Source organism: Evtepia sp. (assembly GCF_056797215.1).
The window spans coordinates 15,040-37,594 of record NZ_JBQILM010000016.1 but is presented as its reverse complement, the minus strand read 5'-3'; the positions used below and the strand labels follow the sequence as shown (position 1 = coordinate 37,594).

26 protein-coding genes are annotated in these 22,555 nt (G+C 61.4%); 25 read left to right on the top strand and 1 reads right to left on the bottom strand.

Annotated features, from left to right (window positions below):
• The first annotated feature begins 455 nt into the window (after positions 1-455).
• The 16 genes from ACTOZL_RS05170 (at position 456) to ACTOZL_RS05095 (ending at position 13,841) form a co-directional block, all read left to right on the top strand.
• Positions 456-1,154 carry a site-2 protease family protein gene (locus tag ACTOZL_RS05170; RefSeq protein ID WP_482477077.1) on the top strand — a complete coding sequence of 233 codons (699 nt, stop codon included), beginning with the start codon at positions 456-458 and terminating at the stop codon, positions 1,152-1,154.
• Positions 1,155-1,158: 4 nt separating this feature from the next.
• Entirely contained in the window at positions 1,159-1,950 is a 792-nt protein-coding gene (locus ACTOZL_RS05165; RefSeq protein WP_482477076.1) for a segregation and condensation protein A, read from the top strand.
• Positions 1,937-2,482 carry an SMC-Scp complex subunit ScpB gene (scpB, locus tag ACTOZL_RS05160; protein WP_482477075.1) on the top strand — a complete coding sequence of 182 codons (546 nt, stop codon included), beginning with the start codon at positions 1,937-1,939 and terminating at the stop codon, positions 2,480-2,482. The genes ACTOZL_RS05165 and scpB overlap by 14 nt, the downstream gene beginning before the upstream one ends.
• 8 nt (positions 2,483-2,490) lie before the next feature.
• On the top strand, positions 2,491-3,105 hold the full coding sequence (locus ACTOZL_RS05155) for a DUF2953 domain-containing protein (RefSeq protein WP_482477074.1): 615 nt from the start codon (positions 2,491-2,493) through the stop codon (positions 3,103-3,105).
• A 14-nt stretch (positions 3,106-3,119) separates the two neighbouring features.
• Positions 3,120-3,536 (top strand): GerW family sporulation protein, encoded by a 417-nt coding sequence (locus ACTOZL_RS05150; RefSeq protein WP_482477073.1) that lies wholly within the window; start codon positions 3,120-3,122, stop codon positions 3,534-3,536.
• A gap of 87 nt (positions 3,537-3,623) precedes the next feature.
• Positions 3,624-4,748: a D-alanyl-D-alanine carboxypeptidase family protein gene (locus ACTOZL_RS05145; RefSeq protein ID WP_482477072.1), complete on the top strand. Its 1,125-nt coding sequence runs from the start codon at positions 3,624-3,626 to the stop codon at positions 4,746-4,748.
• A gap of 45 nt (positions 4,749-4,793) precedes the next feature.
• On the top strand, positions 4,794-5,519 hold the full coding sequence (locus ACTOZL_RS05140) for a pseudouridine synthase (RefSeq protein WP_482477082.1): 726 nt from the start codon (positions 4,794-4,796) through the stop codon (positions 5,517-5,519).
• Positions 5,520-5,636: 117 nt separating this feature from the next.
• Positions 5,637-6,506: a MurR/RpiR family transcriptional regulator gene (locus ACTOZL_RS05135; protein ID WP_482477071.1), complete on the top strand. Its 870-nt coding sequence runs from the start codon at positions 5,637-5,639 to the stop codon at positions 6,504-6,506.
• Positions 6,503-7,750, top strand: coding sequence for a BaiN/RdsA family NAD(P)/FAD-dependent oxidoreductase (locus ACTOZL_RS05130; RefSeq protein WP_482477070.1), 1,248 nt, complete (start codon positions 6,503-6,505; stop codon positions 7,748-7,750). Before ACTOZL_RS05135 ends, ACTOZL_RS05130 begins: the two co-directional genes overlap by 4 nt.
• Positions 7,747-8,424: a (d)CMP kinase gene (gene cmk / locus ACTOZL_RS05125; protein WP_482477069.1), complete on the top strand. Its 678-nt coding sequence runs from the start codon at positions 7,747-7,749 to the stop codon at positions 8,422-8,424. The genes ACTOZL_RS05130 and cmk overlap by 4 nt, the downstream gene beginning before the upstream one ends.
• Positions 8,421-9,050 (top strand): lysophospholipid acyltransferase family protein, encoded by a 630-nt coding sequence (locus tag ACTOZL_RS05120; protein WP_482477068.1) that lies wholly within the window; start codon positions 8,421-8,423, stop codon positions 9,048-9,050. The genes cmk and ACTOZL_RS05120 overlap by 4 nt, the downstream gene beginning before the upstream one ends.
• Entirely contained in the window at positions 9,038-11,008 is a 1,971-nt protein-coding gene (locus ACTOZL_RS05115; protein WP_482477066.1) for a bifunctional 4-hydroxy-3-methylbut-2-enyl diphosphate reductase/30S ribosomal protein S1, read from the top strand. Before ACTOZL_RS05120 ends, ACTOZL_RS05115 begins: the two co-directional genes overlap by 13 nt.
• A gap of 131 nt (positions 11,009-11,139) precedes the next feature.
• A complete protein-coding gene (locus ACTOZL_RS05110; RefSeq protein ID WP_482477065.1) occupies positions 11,140-11,349 on the top strand; it encodes a DUF1858 domain-containing protein in 210 nt (69 codons plus the stop codon).
• A gap of 67 nt (positions 11,350-11,416) precedes the next feature.
• Positions 11,417-12,121 (top strand): tRNA (adenine(22)-N(1))-methyltransferase, encoded by a 705-nt coding sequence (locus tag ACTOZL_RS05105; protein WP_482477064.1) that lies wholly within the window; start codon positions 11,417-11,419, stop codon positions 12,119-12,121.
• The gene (locus tag ACTOZL_RS05100) at positions 12,109-12,903 is read left to right on the top strand and encodes a Nif3-like dinuclear metal center hexameric protein (protein WP_482477063.1); all 795 of its coding nucleotides are present in this window, start codon (positions 12,109-12,111) and stop codon (positions 12,901-12,903) included. Before ACTOZL_RS05105 ends, ACTOZL_RS05100 begins: the two co-directional genes overlap by 13 nt.
• Before the next feature lie 206 nt (positions 12,904-13,109).
• Entirely contained in the window at positions 13,110-13,841 is a 732-nt protein-coding gene (locus ACTOZL_RS05095; RefSeq protein WP_482477062.1) for a YebC/PmpR family DNA-binding transcriptional regulator, read from the top strand.
• Positions 13,842-13,956: 115 nt separating this feature from the next.
• Here the strand turns inward: ACTOZL_RS05095 and ACTOZL_RS05090 are convergent, their stop codons facing one another.
• The gene (locus tag ACTOZL_RS05090; RefSeq protein ID WP_482477061.1) at positions 13,957-15,177 is read right to left on the bottom strand and encodes an AfsR/SARP family transcriptional regulator; all 1,221 of its coding nucleotides are present in this window, start codon (positions 15,175-15,177) and stop codon (positions 13,957-13,959) included.
• A gap of 254 nt (positions 15,178-15,431) precedes the next feature.
• Between ACTOZL_RS05090 and ACTOZL_RS05085 the strand changes: the two genes are divergently transcribed.
• The 9 genes from ACTOZL_RS05085 to ACTOZL_RS05045 all read left to right on the top strand — a co-directional run bounded on the left by ACTOZL_RS05085 (position 15,432) and on the right by ACTOZL_RS05045 (position 22,543).
• The gene (locus ACTOZL_RS05085; protein WP_482477060.1) at positions 15,432-16,439 is read left to right on the top strand and encodes a transglutaminase-like domain-containing protein; all 1,008 of its coding nucleotides are present in this window, start codon (positions 15,432-15,434) and stop codon (positions 16,437-16,439) included.
• 106 nt (positions 16,440-16,545) lie between these two features.
• Positions 16,546-17,589 (top strand): type II secretion system F family protein, encoded by a 1,044-nt coding sequence (locus tag ACTOZL_RS05080; RefSeq protein ID WP_482477059.1) that lies wholly within the window; start codon positions 16,546-16,548, stop codon positions 17,587-17,589.
• Between the two features lie 6 nt (positions 17,590-17,595).
• On the top strand, positions 17,596-17,919 hold the full coding sequence (locus tag ACTOZL_RS05075) for a hypothetical protein (RefSeq protein ID WP_482477057.1): 324 nt from the start codon (positions 17,596-17,598) through the stop codon (positions 17,917-17,919).
• Positions 17,916-18,404 (top strand): DUF4860 domain-containing protein, encoded by a 489-nt coding sequence (locus ACTOZL_RS05070; RefSeq protein WP_482477055.1) that lies wholly within the window; start codon positions 17,916-17,918, stop codon positions 18,402-18,404. The genes ACTOZL_RS05075 and ACTOZL_RS05070 overlap by 4 nt, the downstream gene beginning before the upstream one ends.
• Entirely contained in the window at positions 18,401-18,832 is a 432-nt protein-coding gene (locus ACTOZL_RS05065; RefSeq protein ID WP_482477054.1) for a hypothetical protein, read from the top strand. Before ACTOZL_RS05070 ends, ACTOZL_RS05065 begins: the two co-directional genes overlap by 4 nt.
• Positions 18,825-19,250 (top strand): hypothetical protein, encoded by a 426-nt coding sequence (locus tag ACTOZL_RS05060; RefSeq protein WP_482477053.1) that lies wholly within the window; start codon positions 18,825-18,827, stop codon positions 19,248-19,250. The genes ACTOZL_RS05065 and ACTOZL_RS05060 overlap by 8 nt, the downstream gene beginning before the upstream one ends.
• 60 nt (positions 19,251-19,310) lie before the next feature.
• Entirely contained in the window at positions 19,311-20,378 is a 1,068-nt protein-coding gene (locus ACTOZL_RS05055) for a type IV pilus twitching motility protein PilT (RefSeq protein WP_482477052.1), read from the top strand.
• Between the two features lie 151 nt (positions 20,379-20,529).
• Positions 20,530-20,850 carry a rhodanese-like domain-containing protein gene (locus ACTOZL_RS05050; RefSeq protein WP_482477051.1) on the top strand — a complete coding sequence of 107 codons (321 nt, stop codon included), beginning with the start codon at positions 20,530-20,532 and terminating at the stop codon, positions 20,848-20,850.
• A gap of 1 nt (position 20,851) precedes the next feature.
• On the top strand, positions 20,852-22,543 hold the full coding sequence (locus ACTOZL_RS05045) for an FAD-dependent oxidoreductase (RefSeq protein WP_482477050.1): 1,692 nt from the start codon (positions 20,852-20,854) through the stop codon (positions 22,541-22,543).
• Positions 22,544-22,555 lie beyond the last annotated feature (12 nt).

Sequence of the window (22,555 nt, the reverse complement as noted above, 5' to 3'; positions counted from 1 at the left end):
AAAGACCAATATAATGGAAAGAAAGAGGGGAATCCCTTTTCTTTTTTTCACTCTGCTGGGCTTATGTTTCATGTCAAGTCTCCATTCCGCTCAATTCGGTTAGAAACCCTCCAGCCAGCGCACAGTGCGCCAGGGGAGGGGCCATATACGAAGAAGGAACATGTATCACTAATATAGTATACCATCGACAGCGTTTTCGTGTCAATGCCATCGGCATAGTTCGGTGCACTTCTGTGGCTGGATTTTCCGGCGGAGCCAGGGGAGGGCTGGGGCCCGGCGGGGTGGGGCCCAGCCAGGATACTCCGGCCAAACAGCGGCTCTTGCCAGACAGGGGCTTTTTTGCTATAATACCTTTTATAATATGGAGAAAAAACAAGACCTGACCGCCTTCCCATGTTGTCCAAGGGGGGACTAAAGAGGCTATATGCAGGTATACTTCCATTAGGAGGGGTCTCATGGGTATGCTATCCCAACTGAAATACGGCATCGACTGGTCCAGCATGGGAACCATGTTTCTGCGCATTGCGGCGATCCTGCTGTGCCTGGTGGTCCATGAACTGTGCCACGGCCTAGCGGCCTACTACCTGGGGGACCCAACGGCCAAGCAGAACCATCGGCTGTCCCTGAACCCCCTGCGCCACCTGGACCTCTTCGGCCTGCTGATGATGGTGACGGTGGGCTTTGGCTGGGCTAAGCCGGTGCCGGTGGACCCCCGGTATTTTAAGAACCCCAAGGGGGGCATGGCGGTCACCGCCCTGGCGGGGCCGTTGTCCAACTTCGCCCTGGCGTATCTGTCCGCCCTGGTGTGCAACGGCCTGGTGGCGGGGATCACCGTGAAGGGCCAAACCCCTGGCCTGATGGCGGCTCTGAACTTCTTCTACCTGCTGCTGGTGCTGAACATCGGCCTGGGGGTGTTCAACCTGATCCCCTTCCCGCCCTTGGACGGCTCCAAGGTGCTGGCCATGTTCCTGCCTGACAGGGCTTATATCCGTTGGATGCGCCTGGAACGCTATGGGATGCTGGCCCTGATGGCCATTTTGTGGCTGGGCTGGATCGACGCCCCCCTGTACGCTGTGCGCACAGGCCTCACTGAGGGGATGATCAGCGGCGGAGGCTTCGTCTACGACGGCGTGCTGAAGCTGCTCCTGAGGTAAGGGGATGGAACGGCCGGTCTATCATATCCCCGGGGCGGTGAAGGACAAGGCGGAGAACCGGGACTTTGTGGGCCCCCTGGATTTGATCCTCTACCTCCTGCGTAAGGATAAGATCGCCATCCGGGACATCCCCCTGGCGGACATTCTCCAACAATATCTGGACTGGATGGAGGCCCGGGAGCGGCTGGACTTGGAAGTGGCAGGGGAGTTCATTGCCATGGCCTCCCAGCTCATGTATTTGAAAACCAAGATGCTCCTGGCGGAGGAGGACAAGGAAGCCCTCTCCGAGATGGAGGAGCTCATCGCCTCCTTGGAGGCCCGGGAGCGCCGGGCAAGTTTCCAGCGCTTGGAAGTGGTGCTGCCTCAGTTGGCGGAGGCTTTCCAGCAGGGGCGGGACAGCTTTTCCAAGGGGGCGGAGGCCCGCTTTGCCCAGCGGGTTTACCGCTATGAACACAGCCCGTCGGATTTGACGGCGGCGGTGCTGGCCTGGCAGGCCCGTCAGGCGGCAGCCAAGCCCCCGGACGGGCGCCTGCTGCGCCGGACGGTACGGCCGGAGCCCTACCGGGTGGAGGAAAAGGCCCGGCAATTGCTGGACGTGCTGGAACAGCAGGGGCCCACCAGCCTCACCGCTTTGGTGGCCCGCAGTGGGAGCCGGTCCGAGGCCACGGCGGTGTTCCTGGCTCTGTTGGAGCTGTGCCGGGGGGGCAAGGTCCACCTGGCTGGGACCATGGAAGATCCGTCCATCTCCCTGCGGGGAGAGGAAGAAGGAGAGGGGGAGGCCTATGAAGGGGAATAAGCTATCCTGGGGCGTGGAGGCCATCCTCTTTGCCCTGGGGGAGCCGGTCCCTACGGACAAGCTGGCCCAGGCTCTGGGCTGTACCCCGGAAGCGGCGGAAGCGGCCTGCCGCGCCCTGGCCGATATGTACCAGCAAGAGGGCCGGGGCATCCGCCTGGTGCGCTTGGAGGAGAGTTGGCAGCTGGTTTCCGACCCGGCCTGGGGGGAGACCATCCGGGCCCTGTTGGAGCGCAAGCGGCCGGACAAGCTCTCCCCGGCGGCCTTGGAGACCTTGGCTGTGGTGGCCTATTTCCAGCCGGTGACCCGGGTATACATCGACCAAGTCCGGGGGGTGGACTGTTCCCACTCCCTGTCCCTGCTGCTGGACCGGGAGCTGGTAGAGCCCTGCGGCACCCTGGACGCCCCAGGGCGGCCCATCCTCTACCAGACCACGCCGGCATTCCTCCGGGTTTTTGGCTTGGAGAGCTTAGAGGAACTGCCCCCGCTGCCGGAGGAGAGCCCCCCAGAGGAGAGGGAAGGTGAGGCGCTATGAGGGCTTGGATGGTACTGGCCATACTTGTGGTCCTGCTCCTGCTGCTGAGCCGGTTGCGCCTGGGGGTGCTGGCGGGCTATGGCCCGGAGGGCACCCAAGTGAAGCTCCGGGTGGGCCCCTTCTTGTTCCAAGTGTTTCCCGGGAAAAAGAAGAAGAGAAAGAAGAAACCAAAGAAAAAACAGAAAGCCGCCCCCAAAGAGAAGCCCAAGCCCGATGTGAAAGCTCTGCTGTCCCTGGCCCGGGAGCTGCTCCCGGTGGGGGTGGAGGCCATGGGGGGCTTCCGGCGGCGGCTGCGCATCGACCGGCTGTCCCTCCGCTTGATCTGGGGGGAGGAGGACCCCGCCGACGCGGCCATCCACTATGGCTACGCCTGGGGGGCAGTGGAAGCCCTGATGTCCTTCCTGGAAGCGAACTTCGTCCTGGTGCGCCGGGAGGTGGCCTTGGATCTGGACTACCAGCGGGATAAGCCGGAGGTGGCGTTTGCCCTGGGTCTCTCCCTGACCCTGGGGCAGACCTTGGTGGTTTCCTTGCCTGCTGCTGTGCGGGCCTTGAAGATATTGCACCACAACAGAAGAAACCGGTCTGCACCGCCGCCCAAGAGCGCCGGTGCGCCAGCCCAATGAGAGGAGAACGAAGCATGGAAAAGAAGCATCCAGTGAACGAATTGATGGAGGAGACCATCCAGAGGATTCGCCAGGCGGTGGACGCCAACACCATAGTGGGTCAGCCCATCCAGGCGGGGGAGGTCACCATCATCCCGGTGTCCAAAGTCTCCTTTGGCTTTGGCACCGGCGGCTCGGAGCTTGACGGCAAGGGGCCGCAGCCCCATCCCTTTGGCGGCGGCGGCGGCGCGGGGGTGAAGGTGACCCCGGTGTGCTTCCTGGTGGTCAGCGGAACCAACGTGCGGGTCCTGCCCACAGCCCCCTATCCAGAGAGCAGCCTGGACCGGGTATTGGATTTGATCCCCGACGCGGTGGGGAAGGTCAGCGAATTTTTGGAAAAGAAGAAGGACAAGGGGACGGATGAGGCGTTGGATGACGTGTTCGTTGAATAAATTGTAAACACGCCACAACTGGTATAAAACCCGCAGGGATGCCCCATACTGATGCTGTATTCATCTATATAGTATGGGGGGATTCCTATGCGCAAACGATTTGCCGCCCTGGGGGTGCTCTGCGCTCTGCTGCCGGGGCTGGTGGTCCATAGTTTTGCGGCGGAGGCGCCCGCGGTTTCCGCAGCCTCCGCCCTTTTGATGGACGCGGACAGCGGCCGCATCCTCTACCGCTTGGACGAGAACACGCCCCGGCCCATTGCCAGCACCACCAAGCTCATGACTGCCCTGGTGGCGGCGGAGTGCTTACAAGACCTGTCCCAGACGGTGACCATCCGCCGGGAGTGGACGGGGGTGGAGGGGACCTCCCTCTACCTGAAACCAGGGGAGAAGCTCACAGCCCAAACCCTGCTCTATGGCCTGCTGCTCCACTCCGGCAACGACGCGGCGGTGGCCTTGGCAGGCCACTGCGCCGGGGACGTGGACAGCTTTGTTGGGTGGATGAACCAGCGGGCCAAGGACCTGGGTATGCGCAACACCCACTTTTCCGACCCCAACGGCCTGGGGGATGAGAACCACTACGCCTCTGCCCTGGACATGGCCCGGCTGGCGGTGGCCTGCCTGGAAAACGAGACTGTGGCGGAGATTGTGGCCACCAAGTCCATTGCCCTAGAGGGCCGAAGCCTCACCAACCACAACAAGCTTCTCTGGCGCTATGAGGGCTGCACCGGTATGAAAACCGGCTACACCCGCCAGGCAGGGCGCACCCTGGTGTCCAGCGCCCAGCGGGAGGGGCAGACCCTGGTGTGCGTGACCCTCAACGACCCCAACGATTGGACGGACCATCAGGCCCTGCTGGACTATGGCTTTGCCAACTATCCCAGGGCGGTTCTAGCCCAGGCGGGGGACATCCTAGCCCAGGTGCCGGTGAAGGGGAGCCTGCTGCGCAGCCTCTCCGTGGCCCCCCGGGAGACCGTGGCCTACCCCCTCCAGGAGGGGGAGTCGGTGACCGTAGAGATGGACTTGCCAGAAGAGGTCCAGGCCCCGGTGTTGGAGGGGGAGATCGCCGGGAGCTTGCGCTTCTTCTGCAACAGCAAGCTGGTGGGGGAAACCTACCTGGTGTGGACCGGCACGGCGGGGAAGGATGTCACCGGAGAGGGGGCGAAGCCCTCCCCCCTGGAATACCTCCGCCGGCTGGGCCAGGGAGATGGATAAAAGGACCGGGCGGCACCCTTTATGCCGCCGGAGAAGGAGAATTTCATGGAGGAACGCCTGCAAAAGCTGCTCTCCGCCGCGGGGCTCTGCTCCCGCCGGAGGGCGGAGGCCTACATATTGGAGGGGCGGGTACTGGTGAACGGCCATCCCGCGGCCCTGGGGGACCGGGCGGACTTGGCGCGGGATTTGGTGACCCTGGATGGTCAGCCGGTGCAGCCCAGCGGTGGGAACACCCTCCTCATGCTCTATAAGCCCCGGGGAGTGGTCACGACCCTCTCCGACGAGAAGGGACGCAAGACCGTGGCGGAGCTGGTGGCGGATTGCCCCGCCCGGGTCTGGCCTGTGGGGCGTCTGGACATGGACTCCGAGGGCTTGCTGCTGCTCACCGACGACGGGGCCCTCACCAACGCCCTGCTCCATCCCCGCCACGGGGTGGAGAAGGAGTATTTGGTGTGGGTGGCAGGCTATGAACCCCAGGCGGAGAAGCGCCTGTCTGCCCCCATGACCCTGGATGGCCAGCCGCTACGTCCAGCCAAGGTACGGCTGAAACAGGCGGAAGGAGACCGGGCCCTGCTGTCTGTGACCATCCGGGAGGGGAAGAACCGTCAAATCCGGAAAATGTGCGCCCTATGCGGCTTAGAGGTGCGGCGGCTCAAGCGTATCCGGGAGGGGGCGTTGCGCCTGGACCGGGAGCTCCGGCCTGGGCAGTGGCGGCCCCTGACGGCCCAGGAACGGCATTTGCTGGAAGGCGTGCAAATGCTGCAAGATTAAGAATTTTTTCTTGCAAACGGAACGGCTTGGCGTTATAATACCCCCTGACAGTAGCTTTATCAAAGCAGGTATCGCGCCAAGATCCCATGGACAGGCGGTTGAGCGGAGGAAAGATGTATGGCCAAGGACATTTTAGCTCTCATCAGCAGCAAGATGAATACGTTTTCAAAGGGTCAAAAGTTGATCGCCAACTATATCTTGAGTTCCTATGACAAGGCCGCCTTTATGACGGCCAGCAAGCTGGGCAAGACCGTCCATGTCAGTGAGTCCACTGTGGTGCGCTTTGCCTCGGAGCTGAAGTATGACGGATACCCTGCCATGCAAAAGGCCTTGCAGGAGATGATCCGCAACAAGCTCACCTCCATCCAGCGCATTGAGGTGACCAACGACATCATCGGCAACCAGGACGTGGTGAGCACCGTGATGCAGTCGGACATGGAAAAAATCCGCCTGACCATGGAGGAGCTGGACCGGGAGAGCTTCGACGCGGCAGTGGAGGCCATTGTGGAGGCCCGGAAAATCTATATCCTGGGCACCCGTTCCTCTGGCTCCCTGGCGGGCTTCATGTCCTTCTACTTTGGCCTGATGTTTGACAACGTGGTTCACGTAGGGGAGAGCGCCAACCAGGAGATTTTTGACCAGATCGTCCAGGTGGGGGTGGGGGACGTGGTAATCGGCCTGTCCTTCCCCCGCTACTCCCGGCGGACTGCCCGGGCCATTAGCTTTGCCCACGAGCGGGGTTCCAAGGTCATCGCCATCACCGACAGCGCTACCAATACCATGGCCCAGTCGGCGGACTATGTGCTCCTAGCCAAAAGCGACATGGCCTCGGTGGTGGATTCTCTGGTGGCTCCCCTGAGCCTGATCAACGCCCTGCTGGTGGCCATTGCCCGGAGCAAGACCGACGTGGTGGACCACTTTGAGCGCTTGGAGCACATCTGGCAGGAGTACGGCGTGTTTGTGAATATGGAGGAAGAGAACCAATGAGCCACCCACCTGTGGTGATTCTCGGCGGCGGGGCGGCTGGGATGATGGCCGCCCTGTGGTGCCGGAAGTCGGGCGCGGCAGTGCTGCTGCTGGAGCCCAACGAAAAGCTGGGGCGCAAGCTGTACATCACCGGCAAGGGCCGCTGCAACCTGACCAACCATACCACCCCGGCGGGGGTGCTGGAAAACATACCCAGGAATGGACGCTTCCTCTACAGCGCGGTGACCCGCTTCCCGCCGGAGGACGTGATGGGCTTTTTTGAAGATTTGGGTGTCCCCCTAAAAACCGAGCGGGGGGGACGGGTCTTTCCCCAGTCAGACAAGGCGGCCGACGTGATCGACGCCTTATTTTTTGCCCTGAAACGGGCGGGGGTGTCCCGCCGCCAGGCCAGGGCCCTGGACCTGGTGATCCAATCAGACCGGGTCACTGGGGTGATTGTGGAAGGGGAGATGATTCCCGCTGCCGCTGTAGTGGTGGCCACGGGGGGCCTGTCCTATCCGGCCACCGGATCCACGGGGGATGGCTACCGCTTGGCCCAGGGGGTGGGGCATACCATCCTGCCCCCAAGGGGGTCCCTGGTGCCCCTGGAAGAGGCTGGGGAGGACTGCGCCCAGATGCAGGGCCTTTCCCTGCGCAATGTGGCCCTGACCGTGAAAAATCAGAAAAAGAAAGTCCTGTTCCAAGAACAGGGGGAGCTGCTTTTCACCCACTTTGGCCTCTCCGGCCCTCTGGTGCTCAGCGCCAGTGCCCACATCAACTGGGAGCGGGACCAGTGTACGGCCCTCATTGACTTGAAACCCGCCTTGGAGGCGGAAAAGTTGGAGGCACGGGTCCTGCGGGACATTGCCGCCGCCCCCAACAAGGCCTTTCACAATCTGTTGGAGGGTTTGCTGCCCCGCCTGCTGGTGCCGGTGATGGTACAGCGGGTGGAGATTCCCACGGACCTGCCGGGGAACGCTCTCACCAAGGGCCAGCGCCGCCGGCTGGTGGAGGCCATGAAGGCCTTTTCCATCCCCCTGGCCGGGCCCCGCCCGGTAAAGGAGGCCATTGTCACCGCTGGGGGCGTCAAGACCGGGGAGATCGACCCCAAGACCATGATGTCCAAAAAGGCGGCGGGCCTTTTCTTTGCCGGGGAAGTGATGGACGTGGACGCCTATACCGGTGGCTTCAACCTGCAAATCGCCTGGTGTACTGGCCGGGTGGCCGGGGAGAGTGCCGCCGCTTACTGGAAGGAGCAACCATGAAACACTATAACATCGCCATGGATGGCCCTGCCGGGGCGGGGAAAAGCTCCCTGGCCAAGGCCCTGGCTGCCAAGCTGGGGGCCCTATATGTGGATACCGGGGCCATCTACCGCACCGTGGGCCTCTATGTGGCCCGTCAGGGCGGAGACTGCGGCAAGGCAGAAGAAGTCCTGCCCAAGCTGCCGGACATTCACATCACCTTGGACCATGGCCCCGACGGCCTCCAACGGATGTACCTCAACGGGGAGGATGTCACCACTGCCATCCGGGAGAACGCGGTGTCTCGCTATGCCTCCCAGGTTTCCGCCATCCCAGAGGTGCGGGCGTTCCTGCTGGACATGCAGCGCAAGCTGGCGGCGGAGCACAATGTGGTCATGGATGGCCGGGACATCGGCACCGTGGTCTTGCCGGAGGCGGAGGTGAAGGTATTCCTCACCGCCTCTGTGGAGCAGCGGGCCCTGCGCCGCTGGAAGGAGCTCTGTGCCAAGGGGGAGAGCCCTGACCTGGCCACCATCCAGGGGGAGATTGCCCAGCGGGACTACGACGACAGCCACCGGGCGGCGGCCCCCCTGCGCCAGGCGGAGGACGCGGTGCTGCTGGACACCTCGGCGCTGAATTTAGAGGAGAGCTTGGAGGCGCTGCACGCCATTGTGAAAGAGAGGATCGGACCTTGAAAAGTATCATTCCCTACCCGGTGTCCTACCTGGTGAGCAAGCTGATTTTTACCATTGCCTTTTTCCGCACTCCCCTGAAGGTCTACGGCCGGGAGAATATCCCCAAGGGCAGTGTGGTGATCTGCTCCAACCATGCCCACGGCAACGACCCCTTTTACATCGTCTACTCCTTCCCCTTCTGGGACAAGATCCGCATCATGGCCAAGGAGGAGATCCGCCACATGCCTGTGGTAGGCCGCCTGCTGGACTTTTTGGGCATTCCCATCTGGGTCAAGCGGGGGCAGTCGGACCTGGGGGCGATGAAACTCGCCATGAAAACCCTGAAAAAAGGGGAGAAGCTATTGATTTTCCCCGAGGGCACCCGCCACGATGAGCTGGGGGAGGGCAAGACCGGGGCGGCCCTGATGGCCATTCGCGCCAAAGTACCGGTTCTGCCCGTATATATCGCCCCGGAGCGCAAGCACTTCCATCGGGTAAAGGTGTATTTTGGAAAGCCCTTTATGCCCTTCACCCAGGAGCGGAAGCCCACCGCCGAGGACTACCAAAAGGCCACGGAGGAAATCATGGCGCACATCGCCGCCATCCGGGACAGCCGGGAGGAGATGGAGGCACAATGCAAGAAGTGATTTTGGCCAAGTCCGCCGGCTTCTGCTTTGGTGTGCGCCGGGCGGTGGAGATGGCCCAGGCACTGGCGGAGAGCGGGAAGCCCTATGTGATGCTGGGCCCTGTGATCCACAACCAGGAGGTGATCCGGGACCTGGAAGCCCGGGGCGTGGGCTGTGTGGACAGCCTGGAAGCCCTGCCCCCAGACTGCGGCGTCATCATCCGCTCCCACGGGGAGGGCCAGGCGGTCCACCGGCGGCTGCGGGAGATGGGCCGAGAGGTGGCCGACGCCACCTGCGTGAAGGTGACGAAAATCCACCGCATCGTGGAGGGGGCCAGCCGCCGGGGGCGGCAGGTCATCATCATCGGCGAGGTGGAGCACCCGGAGGTGAAGGCCATCGCCGGCTGGTGCCAGGGGGCGCGGGTTTTCCGAAGCGTGGAGGAGTTGGACGGTTTTCTCCGGGAAAAGGACGAAAACCACCAAAAACCTATCACTATGGTTTCCCAAACTACATCAACCCATAAAATTTGGGGCCCATGCCGAGAAAAAGTAAAAAAAGAGTGTACAAACGCCGAAATTTTTGATACAATATGTAATGCTACGTGTAAGCGGCAATCAGAGGCGCAGAGTTTGGCGGAGCGCTGTGGCGCGATGATCGTGATCGGCGACAGAAAAAGCTCCAATACGACCCGACTTGCCGAGTTGTGCCGGACGCATTGCCCGCTGGTTTACCACATCAGCCGGGCGGAAGAGCTTGACCGGGGTATGGTGAGCGGGGTAGCTTCTGTGGGAATCACTGCTGGTGCATCTACGCCGGGGTGGATAATAAAGGAGGTCAAAGTCAAAATGGACGAGAATACCAATGTGATGGAGATCGAAGAGTCCTTCGCTGATATGTTGGAGAAATCGATCAAAACTTTAAATACGGGAGATAAGGTTACAGGTGTGGTTACCGGGATCACTGCCACGGAAGTCAACGTGGACCTGGGCACCAAGCACGCAGGCTACATCCCCCTGGCTGAGCTGAGCGACGACCCCACCGCTAAGGTGGAGGATCTGGTCAAAGTGGGCGACGAGATCGAGACCTATGTGATGCGCGTCAACGACATGGAGGGTGTTGCCACCCTGTCCAAGAAGCGCCTGGACGCCGTGAAGAACTGGGACACCATTGAGACCGCTGTGGAGGAAAAGACCGTGCTGGAAGGCGTGGTCACCGAGAACAACAAAGGCGGCATCGTGGCCAACGTCAAGGGCATCCGCGTGTTCATCCCCGCATCCCAGACCGGTATGCCCCGTGGGGCCGACCTGTCCGAGATGATCAAGGAGAAGGTGCGCCTGCGCATCACCGAGGTGAACCGCTCCCGCCGCCGTGTGGTGGGTTCTATCCGCGCGGTGGCTGCGGAAGAACGCGCCGCCAAGGCCGCTGAGGTCTGGGAGAACATCGAGGAAGGCAAGCGCTATGACGGCGTGGTGAAGTCCCTGACTTCCTATGGCGCGTTCGTGGACATCGGCGGGGTGGACGGTATGGTTCACGTCTCCGAGCTCTCCTGGAGCCGCATCAAGAATCCCGCTGAGGTGGTCTCCGTGGGCGACCAGGTCAGCGTGTATGTCATTTCCTTCGACAGCGAAAAGAAGAAGATATCTCTGGGGATGAAGGATCGGGATCAGGACCCCTGGGAGAAGTTCACCTCCACCTACGACGTGGGCGACACCGCCAACGTCCGTGTGGTGAAGCTGATGACCTTCGGCGCTTTCGCCGAGATCGTCCCTGGAGTGGATGGCCTCATCCACATTTCCCAGATCGCCGACCACCGCATCGACAAGCCCGGCGATGTGTTGGAGGAAGGCCAGCACGTGGACGTGAAGATTACCGACATCGACCATGAGCGCAATAAGGTCTCCCTGTCCATCCGTGCCCTGCTCAACGACAGCCGCAGTGCTGTGGATGAGGATGCGCTGGACGAGGACGAGGAAGGCTGAGTTCGTAGGCTATAAAAAATAGATCAAAAAGGGGAACAACCGTTCCCCTTTTTGCCAAACAATACAGGAGGGGTGAGCCGCCTCTCTTTGGGGCAAACTAGGCTCAGCCCAAGGAAATGGAGGAGAATACTATGGTTACCATTACCAAAGATACCATCGTGGGCGACATCCTGGATATCGCGCCGGAGACCGCCCCTGCGTTTGTGGAAATCGGCATGATGTGCCTGGGTTGTCCCGCTTCCCGGAATGAGACCGTGGAGGAGGCCTGTCTGGTCCATGACCAGTCTGTGGACCAGCTGGTGGACAAGCTCAACGCCTTGATTGCAGCCAACAAGCACTAAATGACAGAGAAAACAGGGACGGGACCCCCCGCCCCTGTTTTTTGTCAGAGTAGGAAGGAGGGGGAGCATGGCAGGCTTGACCCTATCCCCCCGGCTCTCCGCCATCGCCGCCCAGGTTCCCCAGGGGGCCCGGCTGACAGACGTGGGCACTGACCACGCCTATCTCCCCACCGCCCTGCTGCTGGCTGGGCGCATCCACCAGGCGGAGGCTACCGATGTCAATGAGAGGCCCCTGCGCCGGGGCCGGGAGACGGCCACCCTCTACGGGGTGTCCGAGAGGATCAACTTCCAGCTTCGGGACGGCCTGGATGGCATCCGGGGGCCGGAGACGGACACGGTGGTGATTGCCGGCATGGGGGGAGAGCTCATCGCCCGTATTTTGGAACGGGCCCCTTGGACCAGGGAGAAATTGTTGCTGCTCCAACCGATGACCGCCCAGGCGGAGCTGCGCCAGTGGCTGACAGGGCATGGCTATGCCATCCAAGGGGAGACCTTGGTGCGGGAGGGGGAGAAGTTTTATCAAATCCTCCGGGTCCAAGGAGGGGAGGCCAGACCCTATACCCAGGGGGAGCTCTGGGCTGGACGGCAGCGCCAGGGGGAGGAGAGCCCCCACCGCCTGGACTTTTTAACCCAGCTCATCCAGCGCCGCCGCCGTGCCCTGGCGGGGATGGCATTCAGCGCCAAGACCCTGCCGGAGGAGCTGCAACAGATGGAGGCCTTGGTGGAGGAGTTGGAGGACATGAGAGAGGAGTGGAGCAGATGGCGACGGTGAGAGAGATTTTTAATTGGTTGGACCAACGGGCCCCCTTCCGATACCAGTTGGACTTTGACAATGCTGGTTTCCTGGTGGGCCGGGGAGAACGGCAGGTGCAGCGGTGTTTGGTGGCCCTGGACATCACCCCCGCGGTGATTGACGAGGCGATTGCCCTGGACTGCCAGCTCATTGTGGCCCATCATCCGGTGATTTGGGGAAAGCTGGGACAGGTGACCGACGAGACCATTACGGGCCAAAAGGTTCTCACCTTGGTGGAGAAAGGCATCGCCGCCATCTGCGCCCATACGAACCTGGACGCGGTGGAGGGAGGCGTGAACACACAGCTTGCCCAAAGGGTTGGCCTGAAGGAGACAGTCCCCTTGGAGACAGACGGGACCGACGAAGCCGGCCATCCCTACGGCATCGGCCGGGTGGGGGAGCTTCCCGCTGCCCTGTCCCTGGACGACTTCGCCCGGCAAGTAAAAACCGCCCTGGACTTAGAGGGCATCCGGCTTATGGATGCCAGGGTTCCTGTGCGCCGGGTGGCGGTGGGGGGCGGGGCCTGCGGCGGTATGCTCCCCCAGGTGAAAGCCATGGGCTGTGATACCTTCCTCACCGCTGAGCTGAAGCACGATGTCTACCTGGAAGCCCAGGCCCTGGGGATCAATCTCCTGGATGCAGGCCACTATTCTACGGAAACTGTGGTCTGTCCCGCACTGGCGGCATGGCTGCGGGAGGCTTTCCCGGAAGTATCCGTGAAAATTGCCACCAGACAGCGGGAGGTATTTACTTACCTGTAAGCAGTCGGAGGAAAGGGTTCGTCCACCGTTTTCAAAAAGAGGGCGGCGTCCAGAGGAAACAGAAGATCGTACAAAAATCCTTGATTTATCAAGCCTTGCCCTTGCCAAGCCTGGCAAGCTGTGCTAAAATTACCCTGCATTTATCTGCCGTGTAACCACACGGCGCATCCATAGAATCAGAATAATCAGAAAGGGAACGATGCCAAATGTCCGGACATTCCAAGTGGCATAACATTCAAAAGACCAAGGGCGCGGCAGACGCCAAGCGCAGCGCCGCTTTCACCAAGGTGGCCAAGGAGATTATCGTGGCCGTCAAAACGGGCGGTTCCGGGGACCCCAACAACAATTCCCGCCTGGCCACCGTCATCGCCAAGGCCAAGGCCGTGAATATGCCCAACGACAACATCAAGCGCACCATCGAAAAGGCCCTGGGTGCCAACAATACCGACAACTATGAGAGCGTGGTCTATGAGGGCTACGGCCCCTGCGGCGTAGCCGTGATTGTGGAGGCCCTCACCGATAACCGCCAGCGCACTGCCCCGGAGGTCCGTCACTACTTCGATAAGTATGGCGGGAATCTGGGTGCCACCGGCTGTGTGTCCTGGTCCTTTGATCGTAAGGGTGTGATCCTCATCGACAACGAGGACGGCGACCTGGAAGAGGATGCCGTGATGATGGATGCCCTGGACTGCGGTGCCGCCGACTTCGAGCCGGAGGAGAGCTGCTTTACCATTTACACTGAGCCCGACGACTGCGGCAAGGTGGCTGCGGCCATGGAGGAAAAGGGCTATGTGTTTGCCTCCGCCCAGGTGGAGATGGTGCCCCAGAACTATGTGAAGCTTACCGACGATGGTGACCGCAAGAACATGGAGAAGTTGATTGATATGCTAGAGGATAATGACGATGTCCAGAACGTATACCACAACTGGGACCAGTGAGTGAGCAGCCCTTTTGAGAAGAAAAAGCCGGTTCCCTGCTGAAAAATGGGGAACTGGCAGGATAGCAGACAGCCCTTTCGCGTAGACTTTAGGTGCTACGTGAAAGGGCTGTCTGTTATGGTTCAAGTTGGGATTCTTCCTCCGCCCCGCTGTTGGGGGGTAAGGGCTGCACGAAGCTGTGGAGCATGGCGGGGGAGTGGGGGAACTGCCGGGTAAAGGCGCGGCGAATCCGCCGCTCTATCATGTTGCTGTTTTCGGCGCTGGCCTGGGGCAGCAGTAACACGAACTGGTCCGCACTGCTGCGGGCTACGGCATCCCCCCGGCGCAGGCAATTTAGGATGATCCCCTGTAGGTTGTCCATGGCCCGGTCTAAGCTGAAGCGGGAAAGGGGTTCACCTTTTTCGGCGGTGATGGAGAGCAGGAGGAGATGGACTGGCGCACCGCTGCGCCCAGCCATCCGGGCTGCGGAATAACAGATGGCCCGGAACGCGTCGAAATCACACAGGAGGGCACCGGGGCAGGGGGGTTCCTGAAGCCGTTCCAGGAGATTGTCGGGGGTCAGGCTCCGTGGGTCCTGATCCTGGCGGGCCTTTCGGTAGAGGTCCCGGAGGGGGTCGGAGGGTAACACCCCCTCCACTGCCAGCAGCTGTTGGTGGAAATGCTCATAGGCCAGGGCGGCTTCCTGGGGACGGTCCAATTGGAGCAGGGCTTCCAACTGCCAGCGGCATAGGGTCTCATCCTGGGGCTCCAAGGCCAGGGCAGCGGCGGAGAGCTGGGCGGTTTCCCGCCAGCAAGCGATGGCCGCCAGTTGGGGGAGGGTGGCCAGGACAGCGTGGTGATACTGCCGGTGCAGGGATTCCGCTTGCTCCGCTGCCCAGGCGGAACGTTGCAGGGTGGGGAGGAAGTCCCCGTGGTATAGCCCTAAAGCGTTCCAGTATAAGCGCAGCTGCACTTCTTCCTTTTGGGCCTCCTGGGCAGTCTGGCACAGGCGGGAAAACGTCTCGATATCCAGGGTGAGGGGGATGTCAGGGTTCCACTGGCAAAACCGCTCCCGGTTAAGGATGGGGGGCTGGCCGCAGTGGGCCTCCAACCCGTCCAGATTGGCCCGGGCCCGGTGGAGGAGGGCCTTTATGGCGCTGAGAGAATGGGGCGTCCCCGGCTTCTTCTCCCCCAGCACCTGGCTAAGCTCCTCATAGGGGACAGGGCGGTGCCGTTGGCAAATCAAATATGCCAGCATCAAACAGAGCTTGCGGGAGCGGCTGCTGACAGGGCGCTCTGTGTCCCCCCAGCGCAGGGTAAAGCTCCCTAGCATTTGGACCTGTATGGTAGCGTCCATGGACGATCCCACCTTTCTCAACGAATTATCTTCAAATATAACATAGTTTAGAAAAGGATGCAACGGGAACGTTTCTCAAACGGGGCATGGACGAAGGGAGGCGAGGATTGGTTTGGATGTATAGAATCAGGAAAAATGAAGAAAAATTTTCAAAAAACACTTCACAAACCCAGGAGAATGTGCTATACTGGCGGTGAAATCAAATCCCCCCTTCCCGCAGCTTGGGGGAAATTTATGAAATGAGGTGTCAAGCGATGAAGCGTTTGAAGAAGCTGCTCCCTCTGGCCCTGACCTTGAGCCTGACCCTGACCCTTGTGGCTGGCTGCTCTGGGGAGAGCGCCGAGAAGGAGCAGGAAACAATTTATGTTGACCAGGTGGTGATGGAGGAGTTCGACGTTGCCGACGAGGCCGTGGCTCTGGCCGGTGCTCCCGCCGCCCTGAGTGATATGCTTATGCCGGTGGCCTCCGGTGCCCAGGTCCAGCAGAACAGCCGGGCCACCATCGACTATTCCAATATTGCGGATGGCTACGTGATGGTTCAGTTCACCGACGCCACCCAGACCCGGTTGAAGGTACAGGTGACTGGCCCCACCGCCACCTATACGTATGATTTACAGCCCGGTGGTGAGTGGACGACCTTCCCCCTGTCTGACGGCAACGGGGCTTATACGGTCAACGTGCTGGAAAACACCAGCGGCACCAAGTACGCCCAGGTGTTGGCCGCCAGCTTCAATGTGACCCTGGCCAATGAGTTTGCCCCCTTCCTGCGGCCCAACCAGTATGTGAACTATGCCAACGCCACCAACACCATCGCCAAGGCCAAGGAGCTGGCCGGGAACGAGACCGACCCCTTGAAGCTGGTGGAACGGGTTTACCAGTATGTGGTGAATAACTTCACCTATGACAAGGAGCTGGCCGCCACGGTGAAGAGCGGGTACCTGCCTGTGCTGGACAATGTGCTGGCCGCCCAGAAGGGCATCTGCTTCGACTATGCCGCCGTGATGGCCGGGATGCTCCGCAGCCTGGAAGTGCCCTGCAAGCTGGTGACAGGCTACGTGCCCCTGGGCAACGGCCAGACCGGTTACCACGCCTGGATCAGTGTGTGGTCCGGGGAGAACGGCTGGGTGGAAGGCGCCATCTACTTTGACGGTACCACCTGGCAGCGGATGGACCCCACCTTTGCTTCCTCCGCCAACCGCAGTGAGTCCATCATGCAGTATATCGGCGACGGCAGCAACTACAGCGTGAAGTACGTGTATTAAGCTGGAAAAACAGCGGAAAACCCCTTTACGAACGGGAAGATATGTATTAAAATGGGCTTGCATTTTGCAAGCCCATTTTATTTTGAATCAGTGATTGGAGTACGCCATGAATCGAACGATGCTTTCCCACGAGGCGCTCTCCGCCCTGTGCCTGGAGCTGTCCATGCTCTTCCACGCAGGCGTTGGGGCGGGAGATGCCCTCACCCTTTTGGCCGAGGAGAGCCAGGGGTCGGAGCGGACCCTGCTCTCAGAGATGGCCGACCAAGTGGACGGTGGTGCGTCCCTCTCCGCCGCCATGCGGGAGACGGGGCGCTTCCCTGTCTACGTCTGCGGCCTCATGGAGGTGGGCGAACAGAGTGGACGCACAGAGGAAGCCCTGTCCGCCCTGGCCCGTTACTATGAACGCCGTGCCCGTCTGGACCGGCGGATCAAAAGCGCCCTGCTGTACCCGGCGGTGATGATGCTGTTGATGCTGGTGGTCATCGCGGTGCTGCTGGTGAAGGTGCTACCTATTTTTGACGATGTGTACGCCTCCCTGGGAGGACAGCTCACCGGCGTGGCCGGGGGCCTGCTGTCCCTGGGGCGCTGGCTGGACGGGGCAATGCCCGTGCTGTGGGTGCTCTTGGCCCTGGCGGTGGCGGCCATGGTGGCCTTTGCGGCCTTGCCCTCCTTTCGGGGGAAGCTCACCGGCCTGTGGCGCAACAGCCGGGGAGACAAGGGCTTGTCCCGGAAGATGAACGATGCCCGTCTGGCCCAGGCCCTGGCTATGGGGATGGCCAGCGGGATGCCGTTGGAGGAAGCGGTGGCCCTGGCCTCCGGCCTCATGGAGGATACCCCCCAGGCCAAGGCCCGCTGCCAGGACTGCCAGGAGCGCCTGGACCGGGGAGAGCGGGTGAGCTCTGCCATGAAGGACAGCCAGCTCCTCCCCGCCGGCCCCTGCCGCTTATTGGAATTGGGCCAGCGAGGCGGGGCAGGAGACACCGCCATGGAGAAGATTGCCGATGACCTCTCAGAAGAGAGCGAGTTGGCCTTGGAGGACCGGGTGAGCCGGGTGGAACCCGCCCTGGTGCTGGTGTGCTCCATCCTGGTGGGCTTGATCTTGCTGTCGGTGATGCTGCCGTTGATGCACATCATGTCGGCCATCGGGTGAGCGGCCATGAGGAGACGGAAGGCAATTTTGGGGCCCTTGCTGCGGGGCCTGCTGCTGCCGGCGCTGTGCGTGGCGGTGTTGCTGTTTTTCTCCACTGCCTTGAACAGCTTGGACCAGGGCCAGGGGGAAGAGGCCCAGCGGCAGTTGGAGGAGGCCTTGCGCCGGGGCTGCGTGGCCTGCTATGCCGCAGAGGGGATTTATCCCCCCAATTTGGATTACTTAAAGGAGCGCTATGGGGTGCAGGTGGATGAGAGCCGTTACACGGTGTTTTACAGCGTGTTCGCGGACAATCTGATGCCTGACATCACGGTGCTGGTGAACACACCATGAGAGAGAAGCCGATCCAACATCATATTGAGAGCCTGGCCGCCCTGCTGCTGTTCGGGGTGTTTGCTGTGTGTGTCCTGGCGGTGCTGCTCACGGGAGCGGACGCCTACCGGGGCCTGACCCAGCGGGACCAGGAGGCCTATGACCGGCGCAGCTGCACCCAGTATATCGCCACCCGGGTGCGGCAGGCGGACTATGCCCAGGGGATTGCCGTGGACAAAGACTTCGGCGGCGGGGCCCTGGTTTTGGATGCCAAGCAAAAATACCGCACCTGGCTCTACTGCCAGGACGGATGGCTTATGGAGCTCTACTGTCTGGCGGCGGAGCCTTTGGAGCCGGAGAGCGGCCAAAAACTGATGGAGGCGGAGGATATGGAGCTGTCCTTGCAGGATGACTTACTCACCGTCCGCCTCACCACCCCCCAGGGGGAGACCGACACGTTGCTGCTGTCCCTCCGGGGCGGTGAGGGAGAGGAGGCGGCCCCATGAGGAGCAAAGCGCCACTGGCGATGATGGAGCAAATGGTCATGCTGCTGGTGTTCGCCCTGGCGGCGGCCCTGTGCCTCCAAGCCTTTGTGAAGTCCGACCAGCTCTCCCAACAGGGGGAGGTCCGAGACCGGGCCGTCACCCTCTGCCAAAACGCGGCGGAAGCTATCCGCGCTACCGGGGGGGACTTCCCCAAAGCCGCCAAGCTCTTGGAGGCTACCCAGCATGAACGGGACGCCCTGACTGTGGAGTATCAAGAGGATTGGATCCCAGCGGGGGAGTCCATGCGCTATACCCTGGGGGTCTCCCGGATAGAGAGCGACTTGCCCGGCCTGGGAAAGGCCGCCGTTTGGCTGCGGGATGAACAGGGGGAAGCGGAGCTCTTCCGCCTAGAGGTAGCCTGGCAGGAGGAGGTGCAGCCACGTGGGTAGAAAAGAGCAGTTTTCCCCGCCGGCCTTGGGGGGGAGCTCCCTGCTGGTGGTGTTTGCGGTGTTGGCGTTGACAGTGTTTGCCCTGCTGAGCCTCTCCACTGTTCGGGCGGATGCCCGTCTGGGGGATGCGGCCACGGAGGCAGTGTCCGGCTACTACGCCGCCGATTGCCAGGCCCAGGAAATCCTGGCCCGGCTGCGGGCAGGGGAGCGGCCGAAGAACAACGCCGTCACCATCACCCCAGGAGAGACAGAAGGGGAGACGGTGTGCAGCTATGTGGTCCCCATCTCAGACACCCAGGAGCTGCAAGTGAAGCTCCGCCTGCGGGGGGCGGATTATACCGTCCTGCGCTGGTCCGCCGCCCCGGCGGGGGAGTGGGACTACGACGACGGCCTGCCCGTATGGGATGGAGAATCGTAGAGTCAAAACCCTTGAAAACAAAGTTGCGTTCAAGGGCCTTGATGATAAGGAGTATAGACTATGTCACAACTATTGGATTACTTGAAGCAGGCGGTGGAGGACAAGGCCTCTGACCTGTTCATCGTGGCAGGCAGCCCGGTGTGTGAAAAGCTGGACAAGCAGATGGTCCCCCTGAGCAATGACCGCGCCCTGCCCCAGGATACGGAGGCCATGGTCACAGAGCTGTACCAACTGGCCAAGCGTCCCATGGATGCCTACGTCCGGGAGGGGGACGACGACTTCTCCTTCTCCGTGGGCGGGGTGGCCCGGTTCCGGGTGAACACCTACCGGCAGCGGGGCTCTATGGCGGCGGTGGTCCGGGTGGTGGCCTTTGGCATCCCCAACTGGGAGGAGATGCACATTCCCCCCCAGGTGGTGGAGCTCTCCGAGCTCACCCACGGCATGATCCTGGTGACAGGCACCGCTGGGAGCGGCAAGTCCACCACCCAGGCCTGCCTCATCGACCAGATCAACCGGAAATACAGCCGGCATATCATCACCCTAGAGGACCCCATTGAATACCTCCATCGCAACGAGAAGAGCATTGTCAGCCAGCGGGAAATCGCCATCGACACCGAGGACTATCTCTCCGCCCTGCGTTCCTGCCTGCGTCAGGCCCCCGACGTGATCCTCCTGGGGGAGATGCGGGACAAGGAGACCATCCACACCGCCATGACAGCGGCGGAAACGGGCCACCTGCTCATCGCCACCCTCCATACCAAGGGGGCGGTGAATACCGTGGACCGTATTGTGGACGCGTTCCCCAGCGAACAGCAGGAGCAGATCCGGGCCCAGCTGTCCATGGTGCTGCGCACGGTGGTCTCCCAGCAGCTTTTGCCCGACCAGAACGGTGGCATGGTGCCGGCCTATGAGATCATGCACGTGAACAGCGCCATCCGCAGCCTGATCCGGGACAACAAGAGCCATCAGATCGACAATGTGATCTCTTCCAGCGGGGGAGAGGGCATGGTCTCTATGGATCAGTCCATTTTGGCCCTGTTCAAAAGTGGGCACATCTCCGCCCAGACAGCCATGGAGTATTCGGACAACCCCGACCAGCTCCGCCGCCGGCTGGGGAACGCACAGTGAGGCCCCTCATATCCTGAAAAATTTCATCGTGCTTCCACTGCCCCTGTGCGTCCTGCGCCGGGGGCAGTTTTTTTGCCTTTGTAATGGCGTTACAGAAGTCAAGGGGACAGACGGGTATAATAGAGCCAAGAAATACAAAGGAGGTACGGACATGGGTTTCTTCGATTTTCTCAAAGGCCCTAACATTGATCAGGGCGTGGAGGAATATACTGCCACACCAGGGGCCATGCTCTTGGACGTGCGCACCCCCCAGGAGTACCAGGAGGGGCGGATTCCTGGCAGTAAGAACGTCCCGCTGCAATCCCTGGAACAGGTAGGCCAGCTGGTGGAGAAACAGGATACCCCCCTGTTCGTCTACTGCTACAGCGGTGCCAGGAGCCGCCAGGCGGCAGGCGTCTTGGCCAGGATGGGATATACCAATGTAAAAAATTTAGGCGGCATTGCTGCGTATACAGGAAAGGTGGAGCGATAATATGAAAGTCGTCATTGTAGGCGGTGTGGCGGGAGGCGCCACGGCAGCGGCCCGGATCCGCCGGCTGGATGAACAGGCGGAAATCGTGGTGTTCGAGCGGTCCGGCTATGTGTCCTATGCCAACTGTGGCCTGCCCTACTACATCGGCGGGGCCATTGGGGACCCGGAAGCCCTGGCCCTTCAGACCCCGGAGAGCTTCCTCTCCCGCTTCCAGGTGACCATGAAGGTGCGCCATGAGGTCACGGCCATCCATCCAGACCGCAAGTGTGTCACGGTGCGGGACCTGGAAAGTGGCCGGACCTTTGAGGAGAAGTATGACAAGCTGCTGCTCTCCCCCGGGGCTAAGCCCACCCAGCCCCGGCTTCCGGGCATGGGGATGGAGAAGGTGTTCACCCTGCGTACTGTGGAGGATACCTTCCGCATCAAGGAATATATCAATCAGCACCGGCCCCGTTCCGTGGTGCTGGCCGGTGGGGGCTTCATCAGCTTGGAGCTGGCGGAAAACCTCCGGGAGCTGGGGATGGAGGTCACCATTGTCCAGAAACCCAGGCAGTTGATGAATCCCTTCGACCCGGATATGGCCGCCTTCATCCACGCCGAGATGCGCCGCAACGGCGTGAACCTGGCCTTGGGCCATGGGGTGGAGGGATTTGAAGAAAAGGACGGCGGGGTGGATGTGCTGCTGAAGGAGGGCGCACCCATCCACGGGGACATGGTGGTTCTGGCCATCGGAGTTACCCCGGATAGCCACCTGGCCCAAGAGGCTGGCCTGACCCTAGGCCTGCGGGGCAGTATTTTGGTGAATGACCGCATGGAGACCTCCGCGCCAGACATCTATGCTGTGGGGGATGCAGTGCAGGTGAAGCACTTCGTCACTGGGGAGGATGCTGTGATTGCCCTGGCAGGCCCTGCCAACAAGCAGGGGCGCATCGCCGCCGACAACATCTGCGGTGGGGACAGCCGCTACCAGGGCTCCCAGGCAAGCTCCGTCATTAAGGTATTCAGCATGACCGCCGCCGCCACGGGCATCAATGAGGCCGCGGCAAAACGGGTGGGGCTGGACGTGGACAAGGTGATCCTTTCCCCCATGAGCCGGGCGGGCTACTACCCCGGCGGTAAGCTCATGACCATGAAGGTGCTGTTTGAAAAGGGCAGCTATCGCCTGCTGGGGGCCCAGATCGTAGGCTATGAGGGGGTAGATAAGCGCATCGACGTGTTGGCCACCGCCCTGCGTGCGGGGCTGGATGCGATCCAGCTAAAAGACCTGGATTTGGCCTACGCGCCCCCCTATTCCTCCGCCAAGGACCCGGTGAATATGGCGGGCTTTATGGTGGAGAACCTGGCCAAGGGCGTGGTGAAGCAGTTTTATTGGGAGGATGTGGACAGCCTGCCTAGAGACGGCAGCGTGACCCTCCTGGACGCCCGCACTGTAATGGAGTACAGCCAGGGGAACATCCCCGGCTTCCGGAATATCCCCGTGGATGAGCTGCGGGAGCGTCTGGATGAGCTGGACCCTGCTAAGCCGGTGTATGTGATCTGCCAGAGCGGCCTGCGCAGCTACATTGCCAGCAGAATCCTGGCAGGACGGGGCTTTGACTGTTACAACTTCGCCGGGGGCTTCCGCTTTTACGACGCAGTGGCCCACGACCGGGCACTTACCCAGCGGGCGTTTGCTTGCGGTATGGACCAATAACCCCGTTCACCC